16 protein-coding genes are annotated in these 19,664 nt (G+C 67.3%); 9 read left to right on the forward strand and 7 right to left on the reverse strand.

Annotated elements, in window-relative coordinates; all coding sequences use genetic code 11:
- Both ybaK and HNP51_RS02270 read right to left on the reverse strand, forming a co-directional pair.
- On the reverse strand, nt 1–474 hold the full coding sequence (ybaK, locus tag HNP51_RS02265) for a Cys-tRNA(Pro) deacylase (RefSeq protein ID WP_184266607.1): 474 nt from the start codon (nt 472–474) through the stop codon (nt 1–3).
- A 201-nt stretch (nt 475–675) separates the two neighbouring features.
- A complete protein-coding gene (locus HNP51_RS02270; protein WP_260398315.1) occupies nt 676–3,351 on the reverse strand; it encodes an ATP-dependent DNA helicase in 2,676 nt (891 codons plus the stop codon).
- Between the two features lie 271 nt (nt 3,352–3,622).
- On the opposite strand from HNP51_RS02270, the gene HNP51_RS02275 reads away from it, so the two are divergent.
- Nucleotides 3,623–4,585 (forward strand): alpha/beta fold hydrolase, encoded by a 963-nt coding sequence (locus HNP51_RS02275; RefSeq protein WP_184266613.1) that lies wholly within the window; start codon nt 3,623–3,625, stop codon nt 4,583–4,585.
- Between the two features lie 2 nt (nt 4,586–4,587).
- Here the strand turns inward: HNP51_RS02275 and HNP51_RS18790 are convergent, their stop codons facing one another.
- On the reverse strand, nt 4,588–5,589 hold the full coding sequence (locus tag HNP51_RS18790; RefSeq protein WP_184266616.1) for an AraC family transcriptional regulator: 1,002 nt from the start codon (nt 5,587–5,589) through the stop codon (nt 4,588–4,590).
- Nucleotides 5,590–5,843: 254 nt separating this feature from the next.
- Here HNP51_RS18790 and HNP51_RS02285 point away from each other — a divergent pair, with 254 nt between their 5' ends.
- Nucleotides 5,844–6,101 carry a hypothetical protein gene (locus tag HNP51_RS02285; protein ID WP_184266619.1) on the forward strand — a complete coding sequence of 86 codons (258 nt, stop codon included), beginning with the start codon at nt 5,844–5,846 and terminating at the stop codon, nt 6,099–6,101.
- A 111-nt stretch (nt 6,102–6,212) separates the two neighbouring features.
- On the opposite strand, the gene HNP51_RS02290 is transcribed toward HNP51_RS02285, so the two are convergent.
- Genes HNP51_RS02290 through HNP51_RS02300 form a run of 3 tightly spaced genes read right to left on the reverse strand, consistent with a single transcriptional unit; the run spans nt 6,213 to nt 9,022 of the window.
- Complete coding sequence (locus HNP51_RS02290; protein ID WP_184266622.1) at nt 6,213–7,151, reverse strand: pirin family protein; 939 nt, start codon at nt 7,149–7,151, stop codon at nt 6,213–6,215.
- Between the two features lie 10 nt (nt 7,152–7,161).
- On the reverse strand, nt 7,162–8,487 hold the full coding sequence (locus HNP51_RS02295) for a hypothetical protein (protein ID WP_184266625.1): 1,326 nt from the start codon (nt 8,485–8,487) through the stop codon (nt 7,162–7,164).
- A gap of 46 nt (nt 8,488–8,533) precedes the next feature.
- Nucleotides 8,534–9,022: an Lrp/AsnC family transcriptional regulator gene (locus HNP51_RS02300; protein ID WP_184266628.1), complete on the reverse strand. Its 489-nt coding sequence runs from the start codon at nt 9,020–9,022 to the stop codon at nt 8,534–8,536.
- 145 nt (nt 9,023–9,167) lie between these two features.
- Here HNP51_RS02300 and HNP51_RS02305 point away from each other — a divergent pair, with 145 nt between their 5' ends.
- From HNP51_RS02305 to HNP51_RS02335, 7 genes are all read left to right on the forward strand, one after another.
- Entirely contained in the window at nt 9,168–10,400 is a 1,233-nt protein-coding gene (locus HNP51_RS02305; protein ID WP_260398284.1) for a 3-methyl-2-oxobutanoate dehydrogenase (2-methylpropanoyl-transferring) subunit alpha, read from the forward strand.
- 56 nt (nt 10,401–10,456) lie between these two features.
- Nucleotides 10,457–11,524: an alpha-ketoacid dehydrogenase subunit beta gene (locus HNP51_RS02310; RefSeq protein ID WP_184267535.1), complete on the forward strand. Its 1,068-nt coding sequence runs from the start codon at nt 10,457–10,459 to the stop codon at nt 11,522–11,524.
- Between the two features lies 1 nt (nt 11,525).
- Nucleotides 11,526–13,166 (forward strand): 2-oxo acid dehydrogenase subunit E2, encoded by a 1,641-nt coding sequence (locus tag HNP51_RS02315; RefSeq protein WP_184266631.1) that lies wholly within the window; start codon nt 11,526–11,528, stop codon nt 13,164–13,166.
- 71 nt (nt 13,167–13,237) lie between these two features.
- A complete protein-coding gene (locus HNP51_RS18795) occupies nt 13,238–13,387 on the forward strand; it encodes a GIY-YIG nuclease family protein (protein WP_311769889.1) in 150 nt (49 codons plus the stop codon).
- 189 nt (nt 13,388–13,576) lie between these two features.
- Nucleotides 13,577–14,971 (forward strand): dihydrolipoyl dehydrogenase, encoded by a 1,395-nt coding sequence (gene lpdA, locus HNP51_RS02325; protein ID WP_221415695.1) that lies wholly within the window; start codon nt 13,577–13,579, stop codon nt 14,969–14,971.
- Between the two features lie 134 nt (nt 14,972–15,105).
- Nucleotides 15,106–15,465: a YciI family protein gene (locus HNP51_RS02330; RefSeq protein WP_184266635.1), complete on the forward strand. Its 360-nt coding sequence runs from the start codon at nt 15,106–15,108 to the stop codon at nt 15,463–15,465.
- A gap of 67 nt (nt 15,466–15,532) precedes the next feature.
- Entirely contained in the window at nt 15,533–16,630 is a 1,098-nt protein-coding gene (locus HNP51_RS02335; RefSeq protein ID WP_184266638.1) for a GTP pyrophosphokinase family protein, read from the forward strand.
- Between the two features lie 288 nt (nt 16,631–16,918).
- Here the strand turns inward: HNP51_RS02335 and clpB are convergent, their stop codons facing one another.
- Nucleotides 16,919–19,507 (reverse strand): ATP-dependent chaperone ClpB, encoded by a 2,589-nt coding sequence (gene clpB, locus HNP51_RS02340; RefSeq protein ID WP_184266642.1) that lies wholly within the window; start codon nt 19,505–19,507, stop codon nt 16,919–16,921.
- Between the last annotated feature and the right edge of the window lie 157 nt (nt 19,508–19,664).

Genomic DNA, 19,664 nt, shown 5'->3' on the forward strand with positions numbered 1-19,664 from the left:
TTACGCCGTCAGGTCGGCCAGTTTCGCACTGGCCGCCCGCGCCGCTTCGTCCGGCGTCAAGCCCAGCAGCAGGCCGCGCTGCCCGCCGTTGATCAGGATGCGGTCGAACAGGATGGCAGTCTCGTCCATCACGGTCGGCACAGCCTTCCTCTGGCCGAAGGGGCTGACGCCGCCGACCTTGTAGCCCGTCAGACGTTCGGCGTCGGCGGGCTTCATCATCTGCGCCGACTTGGCCCCGAGCGCCGCCGCCAGCTTCTTCATGCTGACCTCGCAGTCGGACGGCACGATGACGCAGGCGGCTTTGCCGTCCACCAGGGTCATCAGGGTCTTGAACACCTGTTCCGGAGCCCAGCCGAGCGCCTCAGCCGCCTGCAAGCCCACGCGCGGCGCGTCGGGGTCGTAGGCGTAGGGGAAGAGGTCGAAGGCGACGCCGGCCTGGGTGAGGGCGAGGGTCGCGGGGGTGGTCTTGGACATGTTTCGATGCATAGCCCCGCCCTTCTCTTTCGTCATCCTCTGGCGAGCGGAGCGAGACCGGGGGACCCAGCGGCGCCGAAGGCGATCTTCACTGTAAGCGCGGCGCGTGGGCTTTTCGCCCTCTGGGCGCCGCTGGGTCCCCCGGTCAGCGCCGCTACGCGGCTTGCCGGAGGATGACGGAAGAAAGAGCGAGCGGAGGCTTCAGGTCGCGTCGGGATCGAGGAAGCTCTTCGTCAACTCCACCGCCTCGGCCAGCCCCATGCGCTGGACCTCGGTTCCGGGCGGCAGACCGGCGAACAGGCGGGTCGGACAGGCGGCGTCCAGCATCAGGAAGACCCCCTTGTCGTCGGCCCGGCGGATCAGGCGGCCGAAGGCCTGAGCGATGCGGCCGCGCGCCAGGGCGTCGTCATAGGTCTTGCCGCCAAAGCGTTCGCGCCGCGCCTTGTGCAGCAGGTCGGGACGCGGCCAGGGCACGCGGTCGAAGGCCAGCACGCGCAGGGATCGGCCCGGCACGTCAACCCCGTCGCGCACGGCGTCGGTGCCCAGAAGGCAGCTGTCCTGTTCGGCGCGGAACACGTCGACCAGGGCGCCAACCTCCAGCGGATCGACGTGCTGGGCGTAGAGGGGGACGCCGGCCTTGGCGAGATCCGGCCCCAGCCGCTCATAGACGGTCTTCAACCGGCGGATGGCGGTGAAAAGGCCCAGGCCCCCGCCGCCCGCCGCCAGGAACAGTTCGCGCATGGCCGCCGCGATCTGGCGCGGGTCGTCCTTCATCAGATCGTTGACGACGATGATGCGGCTGTTGGCGGCGTAGTCGAAGGGGCTCTCCACCTTCAGCGTCCGCGCCGGTTCGATCAGGCGCGCCGCGCCGGTGCGCATCCGGGCCAGAGAAAACGGGTCCTCGGCCGCAGGGTCCGACAGGGTGGCGGAGGTCACGAGCACGCCATGGGCGGGCATGATGACGGCGGCTTCCAACGGCACGGTGGGGTCGATCCAGTGGCGGCGCAGGGCCACGTCGTGGATGCGGCCGAAGGCGGCCTCGGCGCTCAGCCAGTCGACGAAATCGGGATCGGGTTCGTCGCCGCCCTCCTCCAGCGCCGCCAGCATGGAGCGCCAGCCTGGCAGGGTCATGCGCGCGCGCCGGTCCATGCCGCGCAGCGCCCCTTCAATGCGGGCGCGGGCGGCGCCGTCCAGTTCGGCGGCTTCTTCGTCCAGAATGTCCTCGAGGTGGCGCGACAGGGCCAGCAGGGGGGCCTCGACGGCGGCGATGGCGCGGGCGGCGGCGCGGGCAGCCTCCAGCACCGGCTCGGTGGCGGGACGCAGGGCGCACTCCAGCCCGAACTCGGTCCCGCCGGTTTCCTGACTGCGGGCGCGCAGCTGTTCCAGAGCGGCGACCAGGAAGGCCTCGATCGGGCCGATAGGATTGATCTCGCCGGACGCTGGCGCGATGCGGCCCGACACCCCCTCGCCCGGCAGGGCGGCGGCGGCGATCATGGCGTCCTTCAGGGCCTTGGCCGCCGCCTCGTTGTCGGCGCACAGGTCGCCCAGACGCTGTTCCAGCCCGCGCCCGCGACGGCCGCGCCCCTCGGGACCGCGGATCCAGCGGCGCAGCTCGGCGGCTTCCTGACCCGACAGGGCGGCGGAGAAGGCGCTGTCGGCGGCGTCGAACAGGTGGTGGCCCTCGTCGAAGACGATGCGCTTCAGCGCCGCCGTCTCGCCGTCCTGCTTCTGGCCGCGCGCCGAGCGGGCGCCGTCAAAGGCGGCCTGGGTCATGACCAGGGCGTGGTTGGCCACGACCAGATCGGCCCGGCGGCTGGCGCGGATGGTCTTTTCGACAAAGCACAGGCGGTAGTGGGGACAGGCGGCGTGGACGCATTCGCCACGCCGGTCGACCAGATTGGCCGGGCTGGCCTGATGGCTGGGGGCGGCGGCGAACAGGCCGGGCAGCCAGCCGGGATAGTCGCCGCCGGTCATGTCCCCGTCGCGGCTGTGCGCGGCCCAGCGGGCGGCCAGCCCCATGCCGATCAGGTCGCCGTTGCCCAGCTGGGCGGCCTGCATCATGTCCTGCAGGTTCAGCAGGCAGAGGTAGTTTTCGCGGCCCTTGCGCACCACCGTCTTCTTGCGGCGCTCGGCCTCGTCGGGCCACAGGGCGCGGCTTTCGCGGTCGATCTGGCGTTGCAGGGCGCGGGTGTAGGTCGAGACCCAGGCCGCGCCCGCATTGCGCTCGGCCCACAGGCTGGCGGGGGCCAGATAGCCCAGGGTCTTGCCGGTGCCGGTGCCGGCCTCGGCCAGCAGGACGCGCGGACGGCCCTCTTCGTTGCGGGGCGAAAAGGCGTAGGCGGCCTCGGCGGCGTAGTCGGACTGGGCGGGCCGCGTCTCGTCCAGACCCGAGGCCTGCAACAGCTTGTCAAGACGGATGCGGGCGCTTTCCGAATCGACGGGAGCCGACCCGGCCTCGCCGCGCGGGGCCTCGTCCTCCCACTCGGCCAGCCGGGACCAGACGTCCAGCCCGGTGCCGCGCTCGCGTCGATCCCGCAGAGGCCCGGCCTGAAGCGCGGCCAGCACGCGCGCGCCCCAGGACCAGCCCGCCCGGTCCAGCGTCCCGGCCAGGGTGAAGGCGTCCTCGCGGCCCGGATAGGCGGGATCGGTCAGTTCATTGAGCAGGTCGAGGGCGGCGTCGCGCAGAGCCTGGGCCTGAGCCTCGGCCCCCTTGGGCTCGGATCGGCCCAGGGCCAGCGCCAGCCCCGACGGCGAGGGGGCGCAGAACTTGGCGGGGCGCACGAAGGCGTAGAGCTCCAGCACGTCCAGCATGTCGGCGGAGCGCGGCGGCGGGCTGAGACCCAAACGACGGGCGGTCAGGCTGGCGTGGGCGACCATGACGGGACCGCCCAGGAAGACGCCCTCGGCCGCGCCGCGTCCGATCTTCTTCGGCCCCGACGCGTCGCACACGGCCCCAGCGCCCGGCGGGGTGGCCAGGGCGGGCGGCAGCTCGGCCGAGACCGGAGCCGCAGACTGGACGATGGAAGGGGCGGAGACGTCGGTCACGCCCGATCCATAGCGCCCCGCGTCGCGAAACGGAACGGGAACGTTCGCCCCTCTCGCCAGAGACTGAAAAGGAGATAGGCTGGCTGCAAACGGAGGACCGCCCATGCAGACCCGCCGCATCGCCACCGACGGCCTGACGCAACAGGTGTTGGAGGCCGGAACAGGCCCGCTGGTCCTGCTGCTGCACGGCTTTCCCGAACTGGGGATCAGTTGGCGCGCGCAGGTTCAGGCCCTGGCCGAGGCGGGCTTCCGCGCCGTCGCCCCCGACATGCGCGGCTATGGCGGGACTGACAAACCGGCCGATGCAGAGGAACACACCATCCTGCATCTGGTCGGGGACATGGTCGATCTGGTGCGGGCGCTGGGCGCGTCGGAGGCTGTCGTCGTCGGCCACGACTGGGGCGCGGCGGTGGCCTGGCATTGTGCGCTGATGCGCCCCGATGTGTTCCGAGCCGTGGCCGGCCTGTCCGTGCCGTTCCAGCCGCGCCGGCCCAAGGGACCGCCGACGGCGGCGATGGCGGCGATCACCAAGCGGGCGGGGCTGGGCGACCTCTACATCAACCGCTTCCAGTCGCCCGAGGCCCATGTCGAACTGGACGTCGATCCGGCGACGGCCTTGCGTAAGATGTTCTGGGCCTATGACGGCGCCACCGCCGCCGCGGACCAGTCGACCGGCTTCATGCCCGAGGGCGTCAGCCTGCTCGACAGCATCTCCGACCACGCCGCCCTGCCGCCCTGGATGAGCGCGGCGCATTTCGCCGAGTACGTCGCCGCCTTCAGCGGTTCAGGCTTCAAGGGGCCGCTGGACTGGTACCGCTGCCTGGACCGCAACTGGAGCCTGACCGCCTTCCTGCAAGACCGGAAGATCGCCCAGCCCGCCCTCTTCCTCGTCGGCGACCGCGATCCGGTCCGCCACTACGCCGGTCCCCACGAGGCGGGGCAGAAGGACTGGTTGACCGACCTGCGCGGCCAGATCGTCCTGCCCGGCGCCGGCCACTGGCTGCAACAGGAACGGGCGGAGGAGGTCAGCGCGAACCTGATCCGCTTCCTGCGCAGCCTCGACTGAACCTAGGCCACGTCCGGCGCGTCCGGCAGGGACTTGAGCCATTGCACCAGAATCTCGTGGCGGATGGGCCCGTCCGACATGGAGACGTCGCGCGGCGGCGACAGCGGCTCGACCTCGGACGGCGAATAGCCGAAGCGCGCCCGGAACTGGCGGCTGAAATGCGAGGGCGAGGCGAAGCCGTAGGCGTAGGCGATGTCGGCGATCGTGGGCGTGAGGCCGCTTCTTTGCCGCAAGGCGCGCCGGGCGTGATGCAGCCGCCGATCCTGGATGTAGCGATTGACCCCGCCCTCCTCGTCAAAGGCGCGATAGAGGGTGGCGCGCGACACACCCGCCGCCTTCGCCACCTCGTCATTGGCGATCCCCGCCTCGCCCGCCGCCAGTCGGGTTTCGATAAACGCCTTGGCCTGACGCCGGACCGAGCGCTGCAGGGCCGCGACCTCCGTCGGGGCCAGCCTCACCGCGAACCCCGTCATCCGCGCCGCCAGCAGCAGCAGCGCCTGGATCGAGGCCTCGACCTCGTCGTCCGTCAGGTCGGCGGCAAGCTCTTCCAGGCCGACCAGGTGGGCGGTCAGCAGGCGCGCGCCCGGCGCATCCGGCGCCATCACCGCGCCATGGGCGTCTCGCCCCAGCAGACAGGCCGGCACCAGCGCTCGCGGGGCGATCAAGGCGGTGAGGTCGACCATCTCCAGCCGCGACGCCGCCGGCAGCGACAGATCGCGCAGCTGGACGGCGCCGGGCGCGGCGCGGACCGACCGGCCATCGGCGTCGCCGACCATCGCCGCGCGACTGACCGACAGGTTGAGCCCGTCCACCTCCGAGCGGCGCAGTGTCGCCGGGGTTCGCGACAGAGTCTGGCGAACCGAAAGCCCATAGCCGATGACGCCGCCGTCGGTGGCGGTAGTCCGGGTTTTGTTGAAGAAGCGCCGCCGGTCATGATCGCTGACGCCCGAGACCTCGTAGAAGTCCGCCATTCCATAGACATAGCGCTCAAAAGCGTCAGGCACGGTCTGAGCTGAAATCTCCCAGGCAATCGAACGCGAGGCCATGACGCCAAAACCCTTGGGCGGAACAACAGAGCACCGACCCTAGCCGATATTCACGACCTGAGGAAAAACCAATTGGGAGTCTTGGACAGCCCTTGCCTGAGCGTCCCAAATCCAGAGATTTCCAGACATTCCCCGCCTGAGACCTGAGCCCTATCAAGACCCCGTGCGTTCGGAGGCGCGCATCGGACGCATTCCGCGCCCCAGGGGTCATCATGACGAGAAGCTTGCGGGTCGCCTTGCTGGCGACAGCGATCATCTTCACCCCGGCGGCCTCGAGCGCCGCGGCCCTGATCGACGCCCGCCTCACATCGTCCACATCCGCAGACCTCGCCCAGCCCTCGCAAAGCGATGCGGCTCCCACCCCGGAAACGGTTCCGGGCCCGATCCATTGGGCCATGATCGCGGTCGGCGCCGCCTTTGCCGGCGTCGCCTTCTATATCCAGCGTCGCCGGGGCTTTGACCGCGACTAGATCCGGTTTTTCGGCTGGCCGCTGACGGCGGCGCGTCCGCTCTGCGAAGTCAGCAGCTCTTCTTGTAGCGCGGGAAGCGAGCGCCCCACCAACCTCGCCCTGCGCAATCCCCTAGACCGGATCGGTCGGCTTCGGCTCGACGGGGTCGGGCGCGCGGGTGGCCTGGGCAGGTTCGTCTGGCAGGGGGATGAACTCCAGCGCGTCTTCGGCGGGCAGGCTCATGCGGCCCGCCTTCCAGTCGGCCTTGGCCTGATCGAGACGATCCTGGGACGAGGAGACGAAGTTCCACCAGATCAGGCGCTCGCCCACCGGCTCGCCGCCCAGAACCATGACGCTGGAAGGATCCAGCGCCGTGACGGTCGGTTCGGCGTGGGCCGAGAGGACGACCATCTGGCCTTCATGGAAGGACCGACCGTCGACCTCGATCCGGCCCTTGGCCACGAACAGGGCGCGTTCGCTGTACCCGCCCTTGGCCTTCGGCGGCGGCGGAGCGGCGCGGACGCCCTCGGCCATTTCCCAGTGGACGTAGAAGAGCGGCGACTGGACCGGCGTGCCGGCCTTCTCCCCGAAGGCCTCGCCCGCCACCAGACGGGCGAACAGGCCGTTGTTCGCATAGGTGGGCTGGGCGTCCTCGCCCAGGTGGGTGAAGGAGGGGGCGATCTCTTCCTTCTCCAGCGGCAGGGCGACCCAGGCCTGCATGCCGTGCATCTTGCCGCCCTGCGCCTTCTTCAGCGGATCGGTGCGCTCGGAATGGACGATGCCGGACCCGGCGGTCATCCAGTTCACCTCGCCGGGACGGATGGCCTGGGTGTAGCCCAGATTGTCCCGGTGCATGATCTCGCCCTCGAACAGATAGGTCAGGGTCGACAGGCCGATGTGCGGATGCGGCCGCACATTGATGGCGTCAGCGCCCGGCGCGAACTCGGCCGGGCCCATCTGGTCCAGGAAGATGAAGGGGCCGACCATCCGGTGAGAATGGAAGGGCAGGACCCGCCCGACCTCGAACCCGCCGAGGTCTTTTCTGCGCGCGTCGATCACCAGTTCGATCATGTCGGTCCTCTCAGTCCAGCCTCAAGCGGGCGATGATAGCCGGATCGGGCGTCGGGGTCCGCAAGGATCCATCGGCGCCGAAGTCGCTCCACTGGGATCGGGCGACGAAGACAAGATCGCCGTCCAGGATCAGGCCCGTGGTCGGTTCGGCGATCTGGGGCAGGTTGGCGGCCAGGACCTGAACCTGGTCGATGCGCGTCCAGGCGGGGTTGGGCGTCAGCTTCAACACCCTCTGGGGCGACACCCCGTTCTGCAAGGCGTAGAGGCTGCGGCCGTCCGTGACCAGGCCGTCGATCCCGATCAGAACGGCGTCGTCGGGCGCCGCCATTCGCACAGGCTCGCCGCCCGCCCGCGCCACGCGCCACAGGCCCGAAGAATAGTCGGCGACGACCAGGGCCTGGCCGTCCGGCGTCAGCGCCAGACCCTGGGGCGAGCCCAGGCGTCCCGCGGCCACGAAGACTTCGAGCGCCTCGCCCGAGGGCGGCAGGCGATAGATCTCGCCCGACAGACCATCCGAGACATAGACGGCGCCCTCGGCGTCCAGCGCCAGGTCGCCCAGACCGTGTGCGCGTCCGTCGGCCGCCAGCGGATAGGCGGCGAGGACCTGACCTGTCGCGGCATGGATCGCCAGAAGCGCAGCCGGGCCGACATCCTCGCGCCCGTGAGCGGCGGGGGGCGCGGGGCTGACGGCGGCCCACAACAGGTCGCGTGACGGGTCCGGCGCCAGACCCAGCACGCCCTCTGTCGGCCCCTCGGCCTTGAGCCAGGGCGTGACGGCGCCGTCGTCGGCCAGCCGGACGATGTCTCGCCCCGCCACCCGCGAGACCAGCCAGCCCCCGCCCGCCGGATCGCGGGTCAGGCTCTCGACAAGGCCCGCCCCCTTCAGAACAGCGACGACGGAGAGCCGGTCCGCGCCGATCGGGGCGCGATTGGCCTCAAGCCACCCGGCGGCCTCGGCGAAGCCAGGAGCGCCTGCGACCGAAGACAGGGCCTGATCGCGCGCCAGGTTCATGGACAGTCCGGCGCGGCCATAGCGGTGCAACTGGGCCACGGCCTGCGCGGCGTCTCCGCGCGCGGCGGCCACGCGCGCCCGCAACAGGATCAGACCCGGATGATTGGGGATACGCGCGTCGGCCTGGGCAAGCAGCCCGGCGGCGGCGTCCAGGTCATCGGCGGTGATCGCCGTCATCGCCTCAGCCCGCAGCCGCCGAAAGGCCGCAACATCGGATTCGGCGACGGCCGCAGCCGGGGCCTGATCCGACAGCGGGACCGCCGCGAGGACGCTCCCAGCCGCCAGTGCGGCGAAGGCCATCGCGAGGGCGCACGATTTGACCATTAAACCCTCCCCCACAGGCGCCCTCTCTCAGGCCGTTCGGCGCCGCCTAGCTGACGTGGGGGGTGATGATGCCCAGCGGCAGGGTGGTGACGTTCTTCACGCCGCGCGTGACGATGTGGCTGGCGCAGTCGGAGACGATGCCGAGCGTCAGCAGCTTGTCGCGCAGGAACTGGTCGAAGGCGTGCATGTCCGAGGTGATGATGCGCAGGACATAGTCCTCGCGGCCCGTGATGGTGGCGCACTGGACCACTTCCGGCCAGTTGGCGACGGCGGCTTCGAAGATGTCGAGGTTCTCGCGCGACGGCAGGCTCAGCTTGACGATGGCGTAGACTTCGAAGTCCAGACCCAGCAGACCGGCGTCCAGCAGCGTGACCCGCTTGCGTATCAGGCCAGAGTCCTCCAGTCTCTTGATCCGGCGCCAGCAGGGCGAGGCCGAGAGGCCGACGCGATCGGCGACCTCGGCGACCGACAATCCAGCGTCCTGTTGCAGGATATCGAGGATGCGGGCGTCGATAGGATCAAGTTCGTCAGCCAAAGGCGTTTCTCCAAAAGGGGATTTCACGCAATAAAATACCCCAAATCACCATTTGGCAAGGGTATTTTTAGGAAGGCCAACAGAGACGCGCCATGCTATGCCCTCTTCATAGAGGAAACGCGGTCGGATTAACCGGACGGGACGCATGATGAAGAATACGCCCACGCTGTCGCTGCGCGTGCCGGAGCCTTCGGGCCGGCCCGGCGATGCGCCTGATTTCAGCCACTTGCAGTTCGATCCCGCCGGCGCCGTCACCCGGCCAGAGGTTTCGACCGCCCCCTATGACATGCGCGATCACGCCTTCCGGCTGGTGCGCGTCCTGGACGACGAAGGTCAGGCCGTCGGGCCGTGGGACCCGAAACTCGACCCCGAGACGATGCGTCGCGGCCTGAAGGCCATGATCCTGACGCGCGCCTTTGACGAGCGGATGCACCGCGCCCACCGTCAGGGCAAGACCAGCTTCTACATGAAGTGCACCGGCGAAGAGGCCATCGCGGTTGCCCAGGGCATGATCCTGAGCCGCGAGGACATGGGCTTCCCCACCTATCGCCAGCAGGGCCTTCTGATCGCGCGCGGCTATCCGCTGGCGAGCATGATGAACCAGATCTACTCCAACGCCGAAGACCCGATCAAAGGCCGCCAGCTGCCGATCATGTATTCGGCCAAGGACTATGGCTTCTTCACCATTTCGGGCAACCTCGGCACCCAGGTCCCGCAGGCTGTGGGCTGGGCCATGGCCAGCGCCTACAAGGGCGATGACAAGATCGCCATCAGCTGGATCGGCGACGGCGCCACGGCCGAGGGCGACTTCCACAACGCCCTGACCTTCGCCTCGGTCTACCGCGCCCCGGTCATCCTGAACGTGGTCAACAACCAGTGGGCCATCTCCTCCTTCATGGGCATCGCCGGGGGTCTGGACACGACCTTCGCCGCCAAGGCCATCGGCTACGGCCTGCCGGCCCTGCGCGTCGACGGCAACGACTTCCTGGCCGTCTGGGCCGCGACCCAGTGGGCCGAGGAACGCGCGCGCACCAACCAGGGCGCGACCGTGATCGAGCTGTTCACCTATCGCGGCGCGCCGCACTCGACCTCTGACGACCCCAGCCGCTATCGCCCCGGCGACGAGGCCGAGAAGTGGCCGCTGGGCGACCCGATCGAGCGCCTGAAGCAGCATCTGATCGTGCTGGGCGAATGGTCGGACGAGCAGCAGGTCGAGGCCGAGAAGGACGCCGTAGAGCAGGTCCGCGCCGCCGGCAAGGAATCCGAGGCCATCGGCACCCTGGGCCAGTCGCGCCCGAGCGTGAAGACCATGTTCGAGGAGGTCTATGCGACCGAGGACTGGCGCCTGATCGAACAGCGCCGCGAGGTCGGAGTCTGACCATGACCCAGCAAACCTTCACCGACGCCGACCGCAACGACGGCCTCGAGCCCGACATGGTCGATCAGAACAATGCGCCGAAGTCGGAGGCGCCCGCCAAGGGCGTCGTGCCGATGAACATGATCCAGGCCCTGAACTCGGCCATCGACGTCAAGATGACCGAGGACCCGAACGTCCTGTCGTTCGGCGAGGACGCGGGCTATTTCGGCGGCGTCTTCCGCGTCACCGACCAGCTGCAGCAGAAGCACGGCCTGACCCGCAGCTTCGACGCCCCGATTTCGGAGTGCGGCATCGTCGCCGCCGCCATCGGCATGGGCGCCTATGGCCTGCGCCCGGTCGTCGAGATCCAGTTCGCCGACTACATCTATCCGGCCTATGACCAGATCGTCTCCGAAGCGGCCAAGATGCGCTACCGCTCGGGCGGTCAGTTCACCTCGCCGATCACGATCCGCAGCCCCTACGGCGGCGGCATCTTCGGCGGCCAGACCCACAGCCAGTCGCCGGAAGCCCTGTTCACCCACATCGCGGGTCTGAAGGTCGTCATTCCGTCCAACCCCTATGACGCCAAGGGCCTGTTGATCGCCGCCATCGAGGACGATGATCCGGTCGTCTTCTTCGAGCCCAAACGCCTCTACAACGGCCCCTTCGACGGCTGGCACGAGAAGCCGGTTTCGCCGTGGAAGACCCAGGAGCTGGCCCAGGTCCCGACCGAGAAATACGCCCTGCCCATCGGCAAGGCCCGCGTCATGCGCGAAGGTTCGGACGTCACCATCCTGGCCTATGGCACCATGGTCTGGGTGGCTCTGGCCGGCGCCGAGCACGCGGGCGTGGACGCCGAGGTCATCGACCTGCGCACCCTCGTGCCGCTGGACATCGAGACCATCGAAGCCAGCGTCAAGAAGACCGGCCGCTGCGTCATCGTGCATGAGGCGCCCAAGACCTCGGGCTTCGGGGGCGAGCTGTCGGCCCTGGTTCAGGAACGCTGCTTCTATAATCTGGAGGCGCCCATCGTGCGCGTGACCGGCTGGGACACCCCCTACCCGCACGCCTTCGAGTGGGAATACTTCCCCGGCCCGCAACGCGTGGCCGACGCCCTGAAAGCCGTCATGTCGGGAGGCCGTTAAGATGGGTCGTTTCGTCTTCAAGCTGCCCGACGTGGGCGAAGGCACCGCCGAGGCCGAACTGGTCGCCTGGCACGTGGCGGTCGGCGACAGGGTCGAGGAAGACCAGATCGTCGCCGACATCATGACCGACAAGGCCACGGTGGAAATCACCGCCCCGGTCAGCGGCAAGGTTCTGGCCATCCACGGCGAGCCGGGCCAGATGATCCCGGTGCGCGGCCCCCTGGTCGAGTTCGAGGTCGAGGGCGCGGGCAATGCCGCCGACGCCGAGCCGACGCCGGCTCCCGTCGCCGCCAAACCCGAGCCTGCCCCGGTCGCCGTCGAAGCGCCGAAGGCAGAAGCCGCCCCGGTCAGCGCCCCGGCCGCCGCCGGAGCGAACTATGTGTTCAAGCTGCCCGATGTGGGCGAGGGCACGGCTGAGGCCGAACTGGTCGGCTGGCACGTCAAGGTCGGCGATGCGGTCGAGGAAGACCAGATCGTCGCCGAGATCATGACCGACAAGGCCACCGTCGAACTGACCTCGCCCGTCAGCGGCGTGGTCGTGGCCCTGCATGGCGAGGCTGGACAACAGCTGCCCGTCGGCGGGCCTCTGGTCAGCTTCAAGGTCGAGGGCAAGGGCAATGTCGCCGCGGCTCCGGCTGCTGCCGCCGCGGCTCCCGTCGCCAAGGCCGAGCCCGCGCCAGTCGCCAAGCCCGCTGCGGCCCCCGCCCCCAAGGCCGAAGCCAAGCCCGTCCCGGCCATGACCGGCCGTCAGCCGGGCGAACGCGCCCTGGCCTCGCCCGCCGTGCGCAACCGCGCTCGCGATCTGGGCATCGACCTGGCCTTCGTGCCGGGCTCCGGCCCCGCCGGCCGCATCCAGCATGAAGACCTGGACGCCTTCGTCGCACGCGGCGGTTCGCTGCCCGCCACGACCGTTGGAACGGCCTCCTCGACCTATGCCCGCGCCGAGGGAACCACCGAGACCAAGATCATCGGCCTGCGCCGCAAGATCGCGGAGAAGATGGCCGAGAGCGTGCGTCGCATCCCGCACATCACCTATGTCGAGGAAATCGACATGACGGCGGTGGAGGAGCTGCGCGCCCACCTCAACGCCACCAAGGCCAAGGACCAGCCCAAGCTGAACGTCCTGCCCTTCATCGCCCGCGCCATCGTCGTGGCCCTGCGCGACCAGCCGACGATCAACAGCCACTATGACGACGAGGCCGGAGTGCTGACGACGCACGCCCCTGTCCACCTGGGCATCGCCGCCCAGACGCCGAACGGCCTGATGGTGCCGGTCGTCCGCCACGCCGAGGCGCTGGACCCCTACGCCACCGCCCTTGAAATCGCCCGCGTCTCGGGCGCGGCCAAGGACGGCTCGGCCAAGCGCGAGGAGCTGTCCGGCTCGACCATCACCATCACCTCGCTGGGGACGCTGGGCGGCGTGGTTCACACGCCCATCATCAACCACCCCGAGGTCGCCATCGTCGGCCCGAACAAGATCGCCGAGCGCGTGGTGATCAAGGACGGCCAGATGGTCGTGCGCAAGATGATGAACCTGTCCTCGTCCTTCGATCACCGCATCGTCGACGGCCATGACGCCGCGGTCTTCGTGCAGCGCATCAAGGGGTTGCTGGAGCACCCGGCCACGCTCTGGATGAACTAAGAACCCAGCACCTTCCTTCCGCTCATCCCCGCGGAGGCGGGGACCCAAGGCTTTAGCTTCGGACCCCGCCCTTGGCCTTCTTCACCTACATCATGGCCAGCCGACGGAATGGGACGCTCTATACGGGCTCGACGGACGACCTCGGTCTGCGCGCCTGGCAGCACAAGGAAGCGGCGGGGTCCAAGTTCACCGCCGAGCACGGCGTTGAGAGACTGGTCTGATTCGAGGCCCACGAAACCCGCGAGGCGGCGTTTCGACGGGAGCGGCAGATCAAGAAGTAGAACCGCCAGTGGAAACTGCGGCTGATTGAAGAAATGAACCCCGGCTGGCGCGATCTCGTCGAGACGTTGAGCGCCTAGCCAAAACCTGGGTCCCCGCCTCCGCGGGGATGAGCGGAAGTTGTTCGGATCATGCAGACCCTGAAAACCAAAGTCCTGATCATCGGCGCCGGGACCGGCGGCTATGTCGCGGGCATCCGTTGCGGCCAGCTGGGCCTGGACACCGTGCTGGTGGACGGCGGCGATGGGCTGGGCGGGACCTGCCTGAACGTCGGCTGCATTCCGTCCAAGGCCATCATCCACGCGGCGGGCAAGTATGAGACGGTGCTGAAAGCCGCCGGCGACGGGACCCTGGGCATCACCGCGTCGGCCCCGGCCATCGACCTGTCCAAGACGGTCGAGTGGAAGGACGGCATCGTCAAGAAGCTGAACGCCGGCGTCGCCGCCCTGCTGAAGAAGGCCAAGGTCAAGGTCATCAAGGGCTGGGCCGAGTTCACCGACGCCAAGACCTGCCGCGTCGAGACCGCCGACGGCCCCATCCTGATCACCGCCGAACACGTCATCCTGGCTACGGGGTCGGAGCCGGTAGAACTGCCCTTCCTGCCCTTCGGCGGCGACGTGATTTCCTCGACCGAGGCCCTGAGCCTGTCCGAAGTGCCCAAGAAGCTGGTCGTCGTCGGCGGCGGCTATATCGGCCTGGAACTGGGCATCGCCTTCCGCAAGCTGGGCGCCGAAGTCGCTATCGTCGAGATGGCCGACCGCCTGCTGCCGCTCTACGACAAGGCCCTGACCGACCCGGTGCAGAAGTGGCTGGAGAAGCACGGCGTCGAGCTGTTCCTCGGCGCCCGCGCCGGCGGCTTCGGAGACGGCAAGCTGAACGTCACCGACAAGGACGGAAACCCGATGCAGCTGGACGCCGACAAGGTGCTGGTCACCGTCGGCCGCCGTCCGCGCACCAAGGGCTGGGGTCTGGAGACCATGGGCGTGGCCATGGACGGCGCCTTCGTCAAGATCGACAAGCGCTGCGCCACCAGCATGAAGAACGTCTGGGCGGTCGGCGACCTGACCGGCGAACCCATGCTGGCGCACAAGGGCTCGGCCCAGGGCGAGGTCGTGGCCGAGATCATTGCGGGCCATGATCGCGTCTTCGATCCCGTCACCATCGCCGCCGTCTGCTTCACCGAGCCGGAAATCGTCTCGGCGGGCCTGGGTCCGCAGGACGTCGAGGGCCGCGACGACGTGATCCAGTCCGTCTTCCCCTTCGCCGCCATCGGCCGCGCCCTGGCCATCGAGGCCGGCGAGGACGGCGGCTTCGTCCGCGTCATCGCCTCCAAGTCCGACCACCGCATCCTCGGCATCCAGGCCGTCGGCCAGCACGTCTCGGAGATGTCCAACAGCTTCGCCCAGATGCTGGAAATGGGCGCCGTGCTGGAAGACGTGGCGGGCACTATCCATGTCCACCCGACGCTGGGCGAGGCCTTCCACGAGGCCAGCCTGCGGGCCCTGGGCCACGCGATTCATATCTAAGCGAAGAGCGCTACGTTCGCGACGCGGTCGCTCGCTGCTTGAGCGCAGTTGAGCAGGCCGCGTCGAACACCCTATCCGGCGCCGCTTGCCCAGCACGAGCAAAGGGGCGAGGCTTCCACAAACGGGAGGCTTCGATGAGCGCCGAGACGCACTACCTGGCCATCTTCACCAGTGACAAGACCGGCCCCAAATGGCGGGCCTGGCGCTCCATGAGCGAGGCCCAGCAGGCCGAGACGGCCCGCATCGGCGTGGCCGCCGTCGCCGCCTGGGAAGAGGCGCACCGCGCCTCCATCGTCTTTCAGGGCGGCCCGCTGGGCCCGACCAAGCGCATCGGCGACGACGGCGCCGTGACGGACATGGTCAACCTGCTGACCGTCTTCATGGTGGTGCGCGCCGACAGCCACGAGGCGGCGACCCGCCTGTTCGAAGACCACCCGCACATGAGCATCTTCGTCTGCGACGGGGTGGAGGTGATGCCGGTGCTGGGGGACTAGAAGATATCGACTGTTGTGCTTCGATCAGTGCAACCCCATACATCCATAGATTGGGGGAGAGCCAATCGTGGACATCAGGAACTCAAGGCAAGTTGAAAAATTTGCCCAAATTAGACCTCGCTACGTCGCGTTTAGCGACAGCCTAAGGGGCCTCCTAGAGAGCCTAGTGATAGCTCACGACATGAAATACCATGTTGTCGAAGCCAGAGCTAAAACAGTCGATTCATTTTCCGATAAAATAAACCGACCCAGCAAATCTTACTCCGATCCCCTATCTCAAATTGAAGATCTTTGCGGATCGCGGATAATATGTTACTTTGTTGATGATTTAGAAAAAATTGTATCTATTATTAAAAATGAGTTCCAAGTAATCTCTGAAGAGACAGCGCACCAACAAGAAAAGCTTAATGTTGATCAGTTTGGCTACTTAAGTTATCATCTAATTATAAAATTAAACGAAATTCGAAATAACCTCATAGAGTGGAGGGAATTTAAGGATTTTAGAGCTGAAATACAAATAAGAACAGTGGTTCAGCACGCCTGGTCGGCCGTATCCCACACTGTTCAATATAAAAGAGAGATGGATATACCATCTCCATTTAGAAGACGCCTACATCGCATAGCAGGCCTATTCGAATTAGCTGACGAAGAATTCGTTGCAATAAGAAATCAAAGGAAAAGTCTAAAAGAATCTGCAATTAGCAATATTGCAGATGGGAACACTGATATACCTATAAATGCTGACAGCGTATCCGCACTCTTGGCTACCTGGAAAGGAATACCTGATTTAGTTTCTTCAGCGTCTAACGCCGGATTCATCATAGATGATGATGTATACGATGATGATGCAAATTACGTAGGAACAATTTCCAATTTTGCAAATAAGATAGGCATGAGGTCCATTGAGGACCTAGAAAGCGCTCTATCAAATATTGACCAGGCATACCTTGATCAGTTGTGCTCAGAGAGTCGCGGAGAATGGTATTCTAGTCCAGAATTTATAGCGCTACTTATTCTAATTTACTCATCTGATGGAAAAATCACAAAATCCGACCTCGTGCAAAACGGTTTCGAGGATGGGATCGCTGCACGCGTAATAAGAGTCGCCAGTTCAGTGAGAGCGGACGCAAAGGAAAATTCCAAACGATCACCGGATAAGGACTAGACTAGGCGCGGTGCTAGCCCGCTCCCCCACTGTCGTCATCCTCCGGCGAAGCGAAGCGGAGACCGGGGGACCCAGCGGCACCTAAGGCGAAACCGCTCACCCCGCACGCCCTCGACAGGGAGGCTGCTACGCGCCGAGCATTGCTTCACGCTCCCACGCGCCGCTGGGTCCCCCGGTCTGCGCCGCCAACGCGGCTTGCCGGAGGATGACGGAAGAGGGGGAGTGCATGGAAAAAGGGGTCGCGATATCGCGGCCCCTTTCTCAGATGAGGTCAGCAGGCGCCTGAGATCAATGCACCCGCGCCTTCCCGATCTCCAGCCCGTCGGCGCCCGCTGACACGGCCACCACGCTGCCGTCCTCGATCTCGCCGGCCAGCAGCTTCTTCGCCATAGGGTCGACCAGCTCCTTCTGGATGACGCGCTTCAGCGGCCTTGCGCCGTACACCGGGTCGTAGCCCTTGTCGGCGAGCCAGGTCAGGGCGCTGTCGTCCAGGGCCAGGGTCAGGCGACGGTCGGCCATCAGCTTTTCGAGGCGCGCCAGCTGGATGCGGACGATGCCGCCCATCTGTTCGCGGCCGAGGCGGTGGAACAGGATGATCTCGTCGATGCGGTTCAGGAACTCGGGCCGGAAGTGGGCGCGGACCTGTTCCATAACGAGCGGGCGCACCGCCTCGACATCCTCGCCCTCGGGCTGGTCGGCCAGGTACTGGCTGCCCAGGTTGGAGGTCATGATGATCAGGGTGTTCTTGAAGTCGATGGTGCGGCCCTGACCATCGGTCAGGCGACCGTCGTCCAGCACCTGCAACAGGACGTTGAAGACGTCGGGGTGGGCCTTTTCGACCTCGTCGAACAGGATGACCTGATAGGGGCGACGACGCACGGCCTCGGTCAGGGCGCCGCCTTCGTCATAGCCAACATAGCCGGGAGGGGCGCCGATCAGGCGGCTGACCGAGTGCTTCTCCATGTATTCGGACATGTCGATGCGGGTGATGGCGTTGTCGTCGTCGAACAGATAGCCGGCGAGCGCCTTGGTCAGCTCGGTCTTGCCCACGCCCGTCGGGCCGAGGAAGAGGAAGCTGCCCAGCGGCTTGTTGGGGTCGTTGAGCCCGGCGCGGGCGCGGCGAACGGCGTCGGATACGGCTTCCAGCGCCTCGTCCTGACCGACGACGCGGCGGCGCAGTTCGTCCTCCATCTTGAGCAGCTTCTCGCGCTCGCCTTCCAGCATCTTGTCGACGGGCACGCCGGTCCAGCGGCTGACGACGGCGGCGATCTGCTCGGCGTCGACGACCTCGGGCGTCAGGGGGCCTTCCGCCGGTTTCTCGGCGGCCTCGGCCTCGGCCAGCTGGCGTTCCAGTTGCGGGATCTGGCCGTAGGCGATCTCTGAGGCGCGGCCGAGGTCGCCGGCGCGCTGGGCGGCGGCCAGTTCGGCGCGCAGACGGTCCAGCGTCTCGCGCAGTTGGGCGCCCTGACCGACCTTGGCCTTCTCCGACTTCCAGCGGGCGGTCATGTCGTCGGACTGGGCCTCCAGATCGGCGATCTCGTCCTCCAGCTTCTCCAGACGCTGCTGCGAGGCGCTGTCGCTTTCCTTCTTCAGGGCCTCACGCTCGATCTTGAGCTGGACCAGGCGGCGGTCGATTTCGTCCAGGGCCTCGGGCTTGGAATCGACGGCCATGCGCACGCGCGACGCGGCCTCGTCGATCAGGTCGATGGCCTTGTCGGGCAGGAAGCGGTCGGTGATGTAGCGGTTCGACAAGGTGGCGGCGGCGACGATGGCGCTGTCCGAGATGCGGACCCCGTGGTGGACTTCGTACTTCTCTTTCAGGCCACGGAGGATCGACACCGTGTCCTCGACGGTGGGTTCGGCGACGAAGACCGGCTGGAAGCGACGGGCCAGGGCCGCGTCCTTCTCGACGTGCTTGCGGTACTCGTCCAGCGTGGTGGCGCCGACGCAGTGCAGTTCGCCGCGCGCCAGAGCGGGCTTCAAGAGGTTGGAGGCGTCCATGGCCCCGTCGCCCTTGCCGGCGCCGACCAGGGTGTGCATCTCGTCGATGAAGAGGACGATGCCGCCCTCGGCGGCGGCCACCTCGTTCAGCACGGCCTTCAGCCGCTCCTCGAACTCGCCGCGGTATTTGGCGCCCGCGATCAGGCTGCCCATGTCGAGCGAAAGGACCTTCTTGTCCTTCAGGCTTTCGGGCACGTCGCCGTTGACGATGCGCAGGGCCAGACCTTCGACGATGGCGGTCTTGCCGACGCCGGGTTCGCCGATCAGGACGGGGTTGTTCTTGGTGCGACGGGCCAGGACCTGGATGGTGCGGCGGATTTCCTCGTCGCGGCCGATGACGGGATCGACCTTGCCGTCGCGCGCGGCCTCGGTCAGGTCGCGGGCGTAGCGTTTCAGGGCGTCGTAAGAGTCCTCGGCCCCGGCGCTGTCGGCGGTCTTGCCCTTGCGCATCTCGGCGACGGCTTCATCCAGCTTCTTGGGCGTGACGCCGGCAGACTTCAGCGCCTCGGCGGCGGCGCCGCCTTCCTTGGCGATGGCGGCCAGCAGGCGTTCGGTGGTGACAAAGGCGTCGCCGGCCTTTTTCGAGGCCTCTTCTGCCGCGCTGAAGACGCGGGCGGTGTCGCCGTCCAGATAGAGTTGGCCCGAGCCGCCCTCGACCTGGGGCCGCTTCTTCAGCAGGCCTTCGGTGACGAGTTCGACGGCGGACGGGTCGCCGCCGGCCTGATCGATCAGCTTGCGGGCCAGACCGTCGCGTTCCTCCAGCAGCACCTTCAGCAGGTGCTCGGGCGCGAACTGTTGGTGCCGGCGAGCCAGAGCCAGCGACTGGGCGGATTGGACGGCCTGTTTGGCGCGGTCGGAATAGAGGTCGAGATTCATTCGGTGCAGTCCCCTCGGAAGGCGGAAAACCAACAACGCGCCCTTCGACGAAGCGACGCCTTGAGGTGTGTCAAACCGAGGTGGGTGTGGCCGATGGGACACGCAAGACCGGTCACGCGCGATTGATGCGCGCCGCCGTCCCGGCCTAGCGTGGCTG

This window comes from Brevundimonas bullata, assembly GCF_014207965.1.
Classification (GTDB): Bacteria; Pseudomonadota; Alphaproteobacteria; order Caulobacterales; family Caulobacteraceae; genus Brevundimonas; species Brevundimonas bullata_A.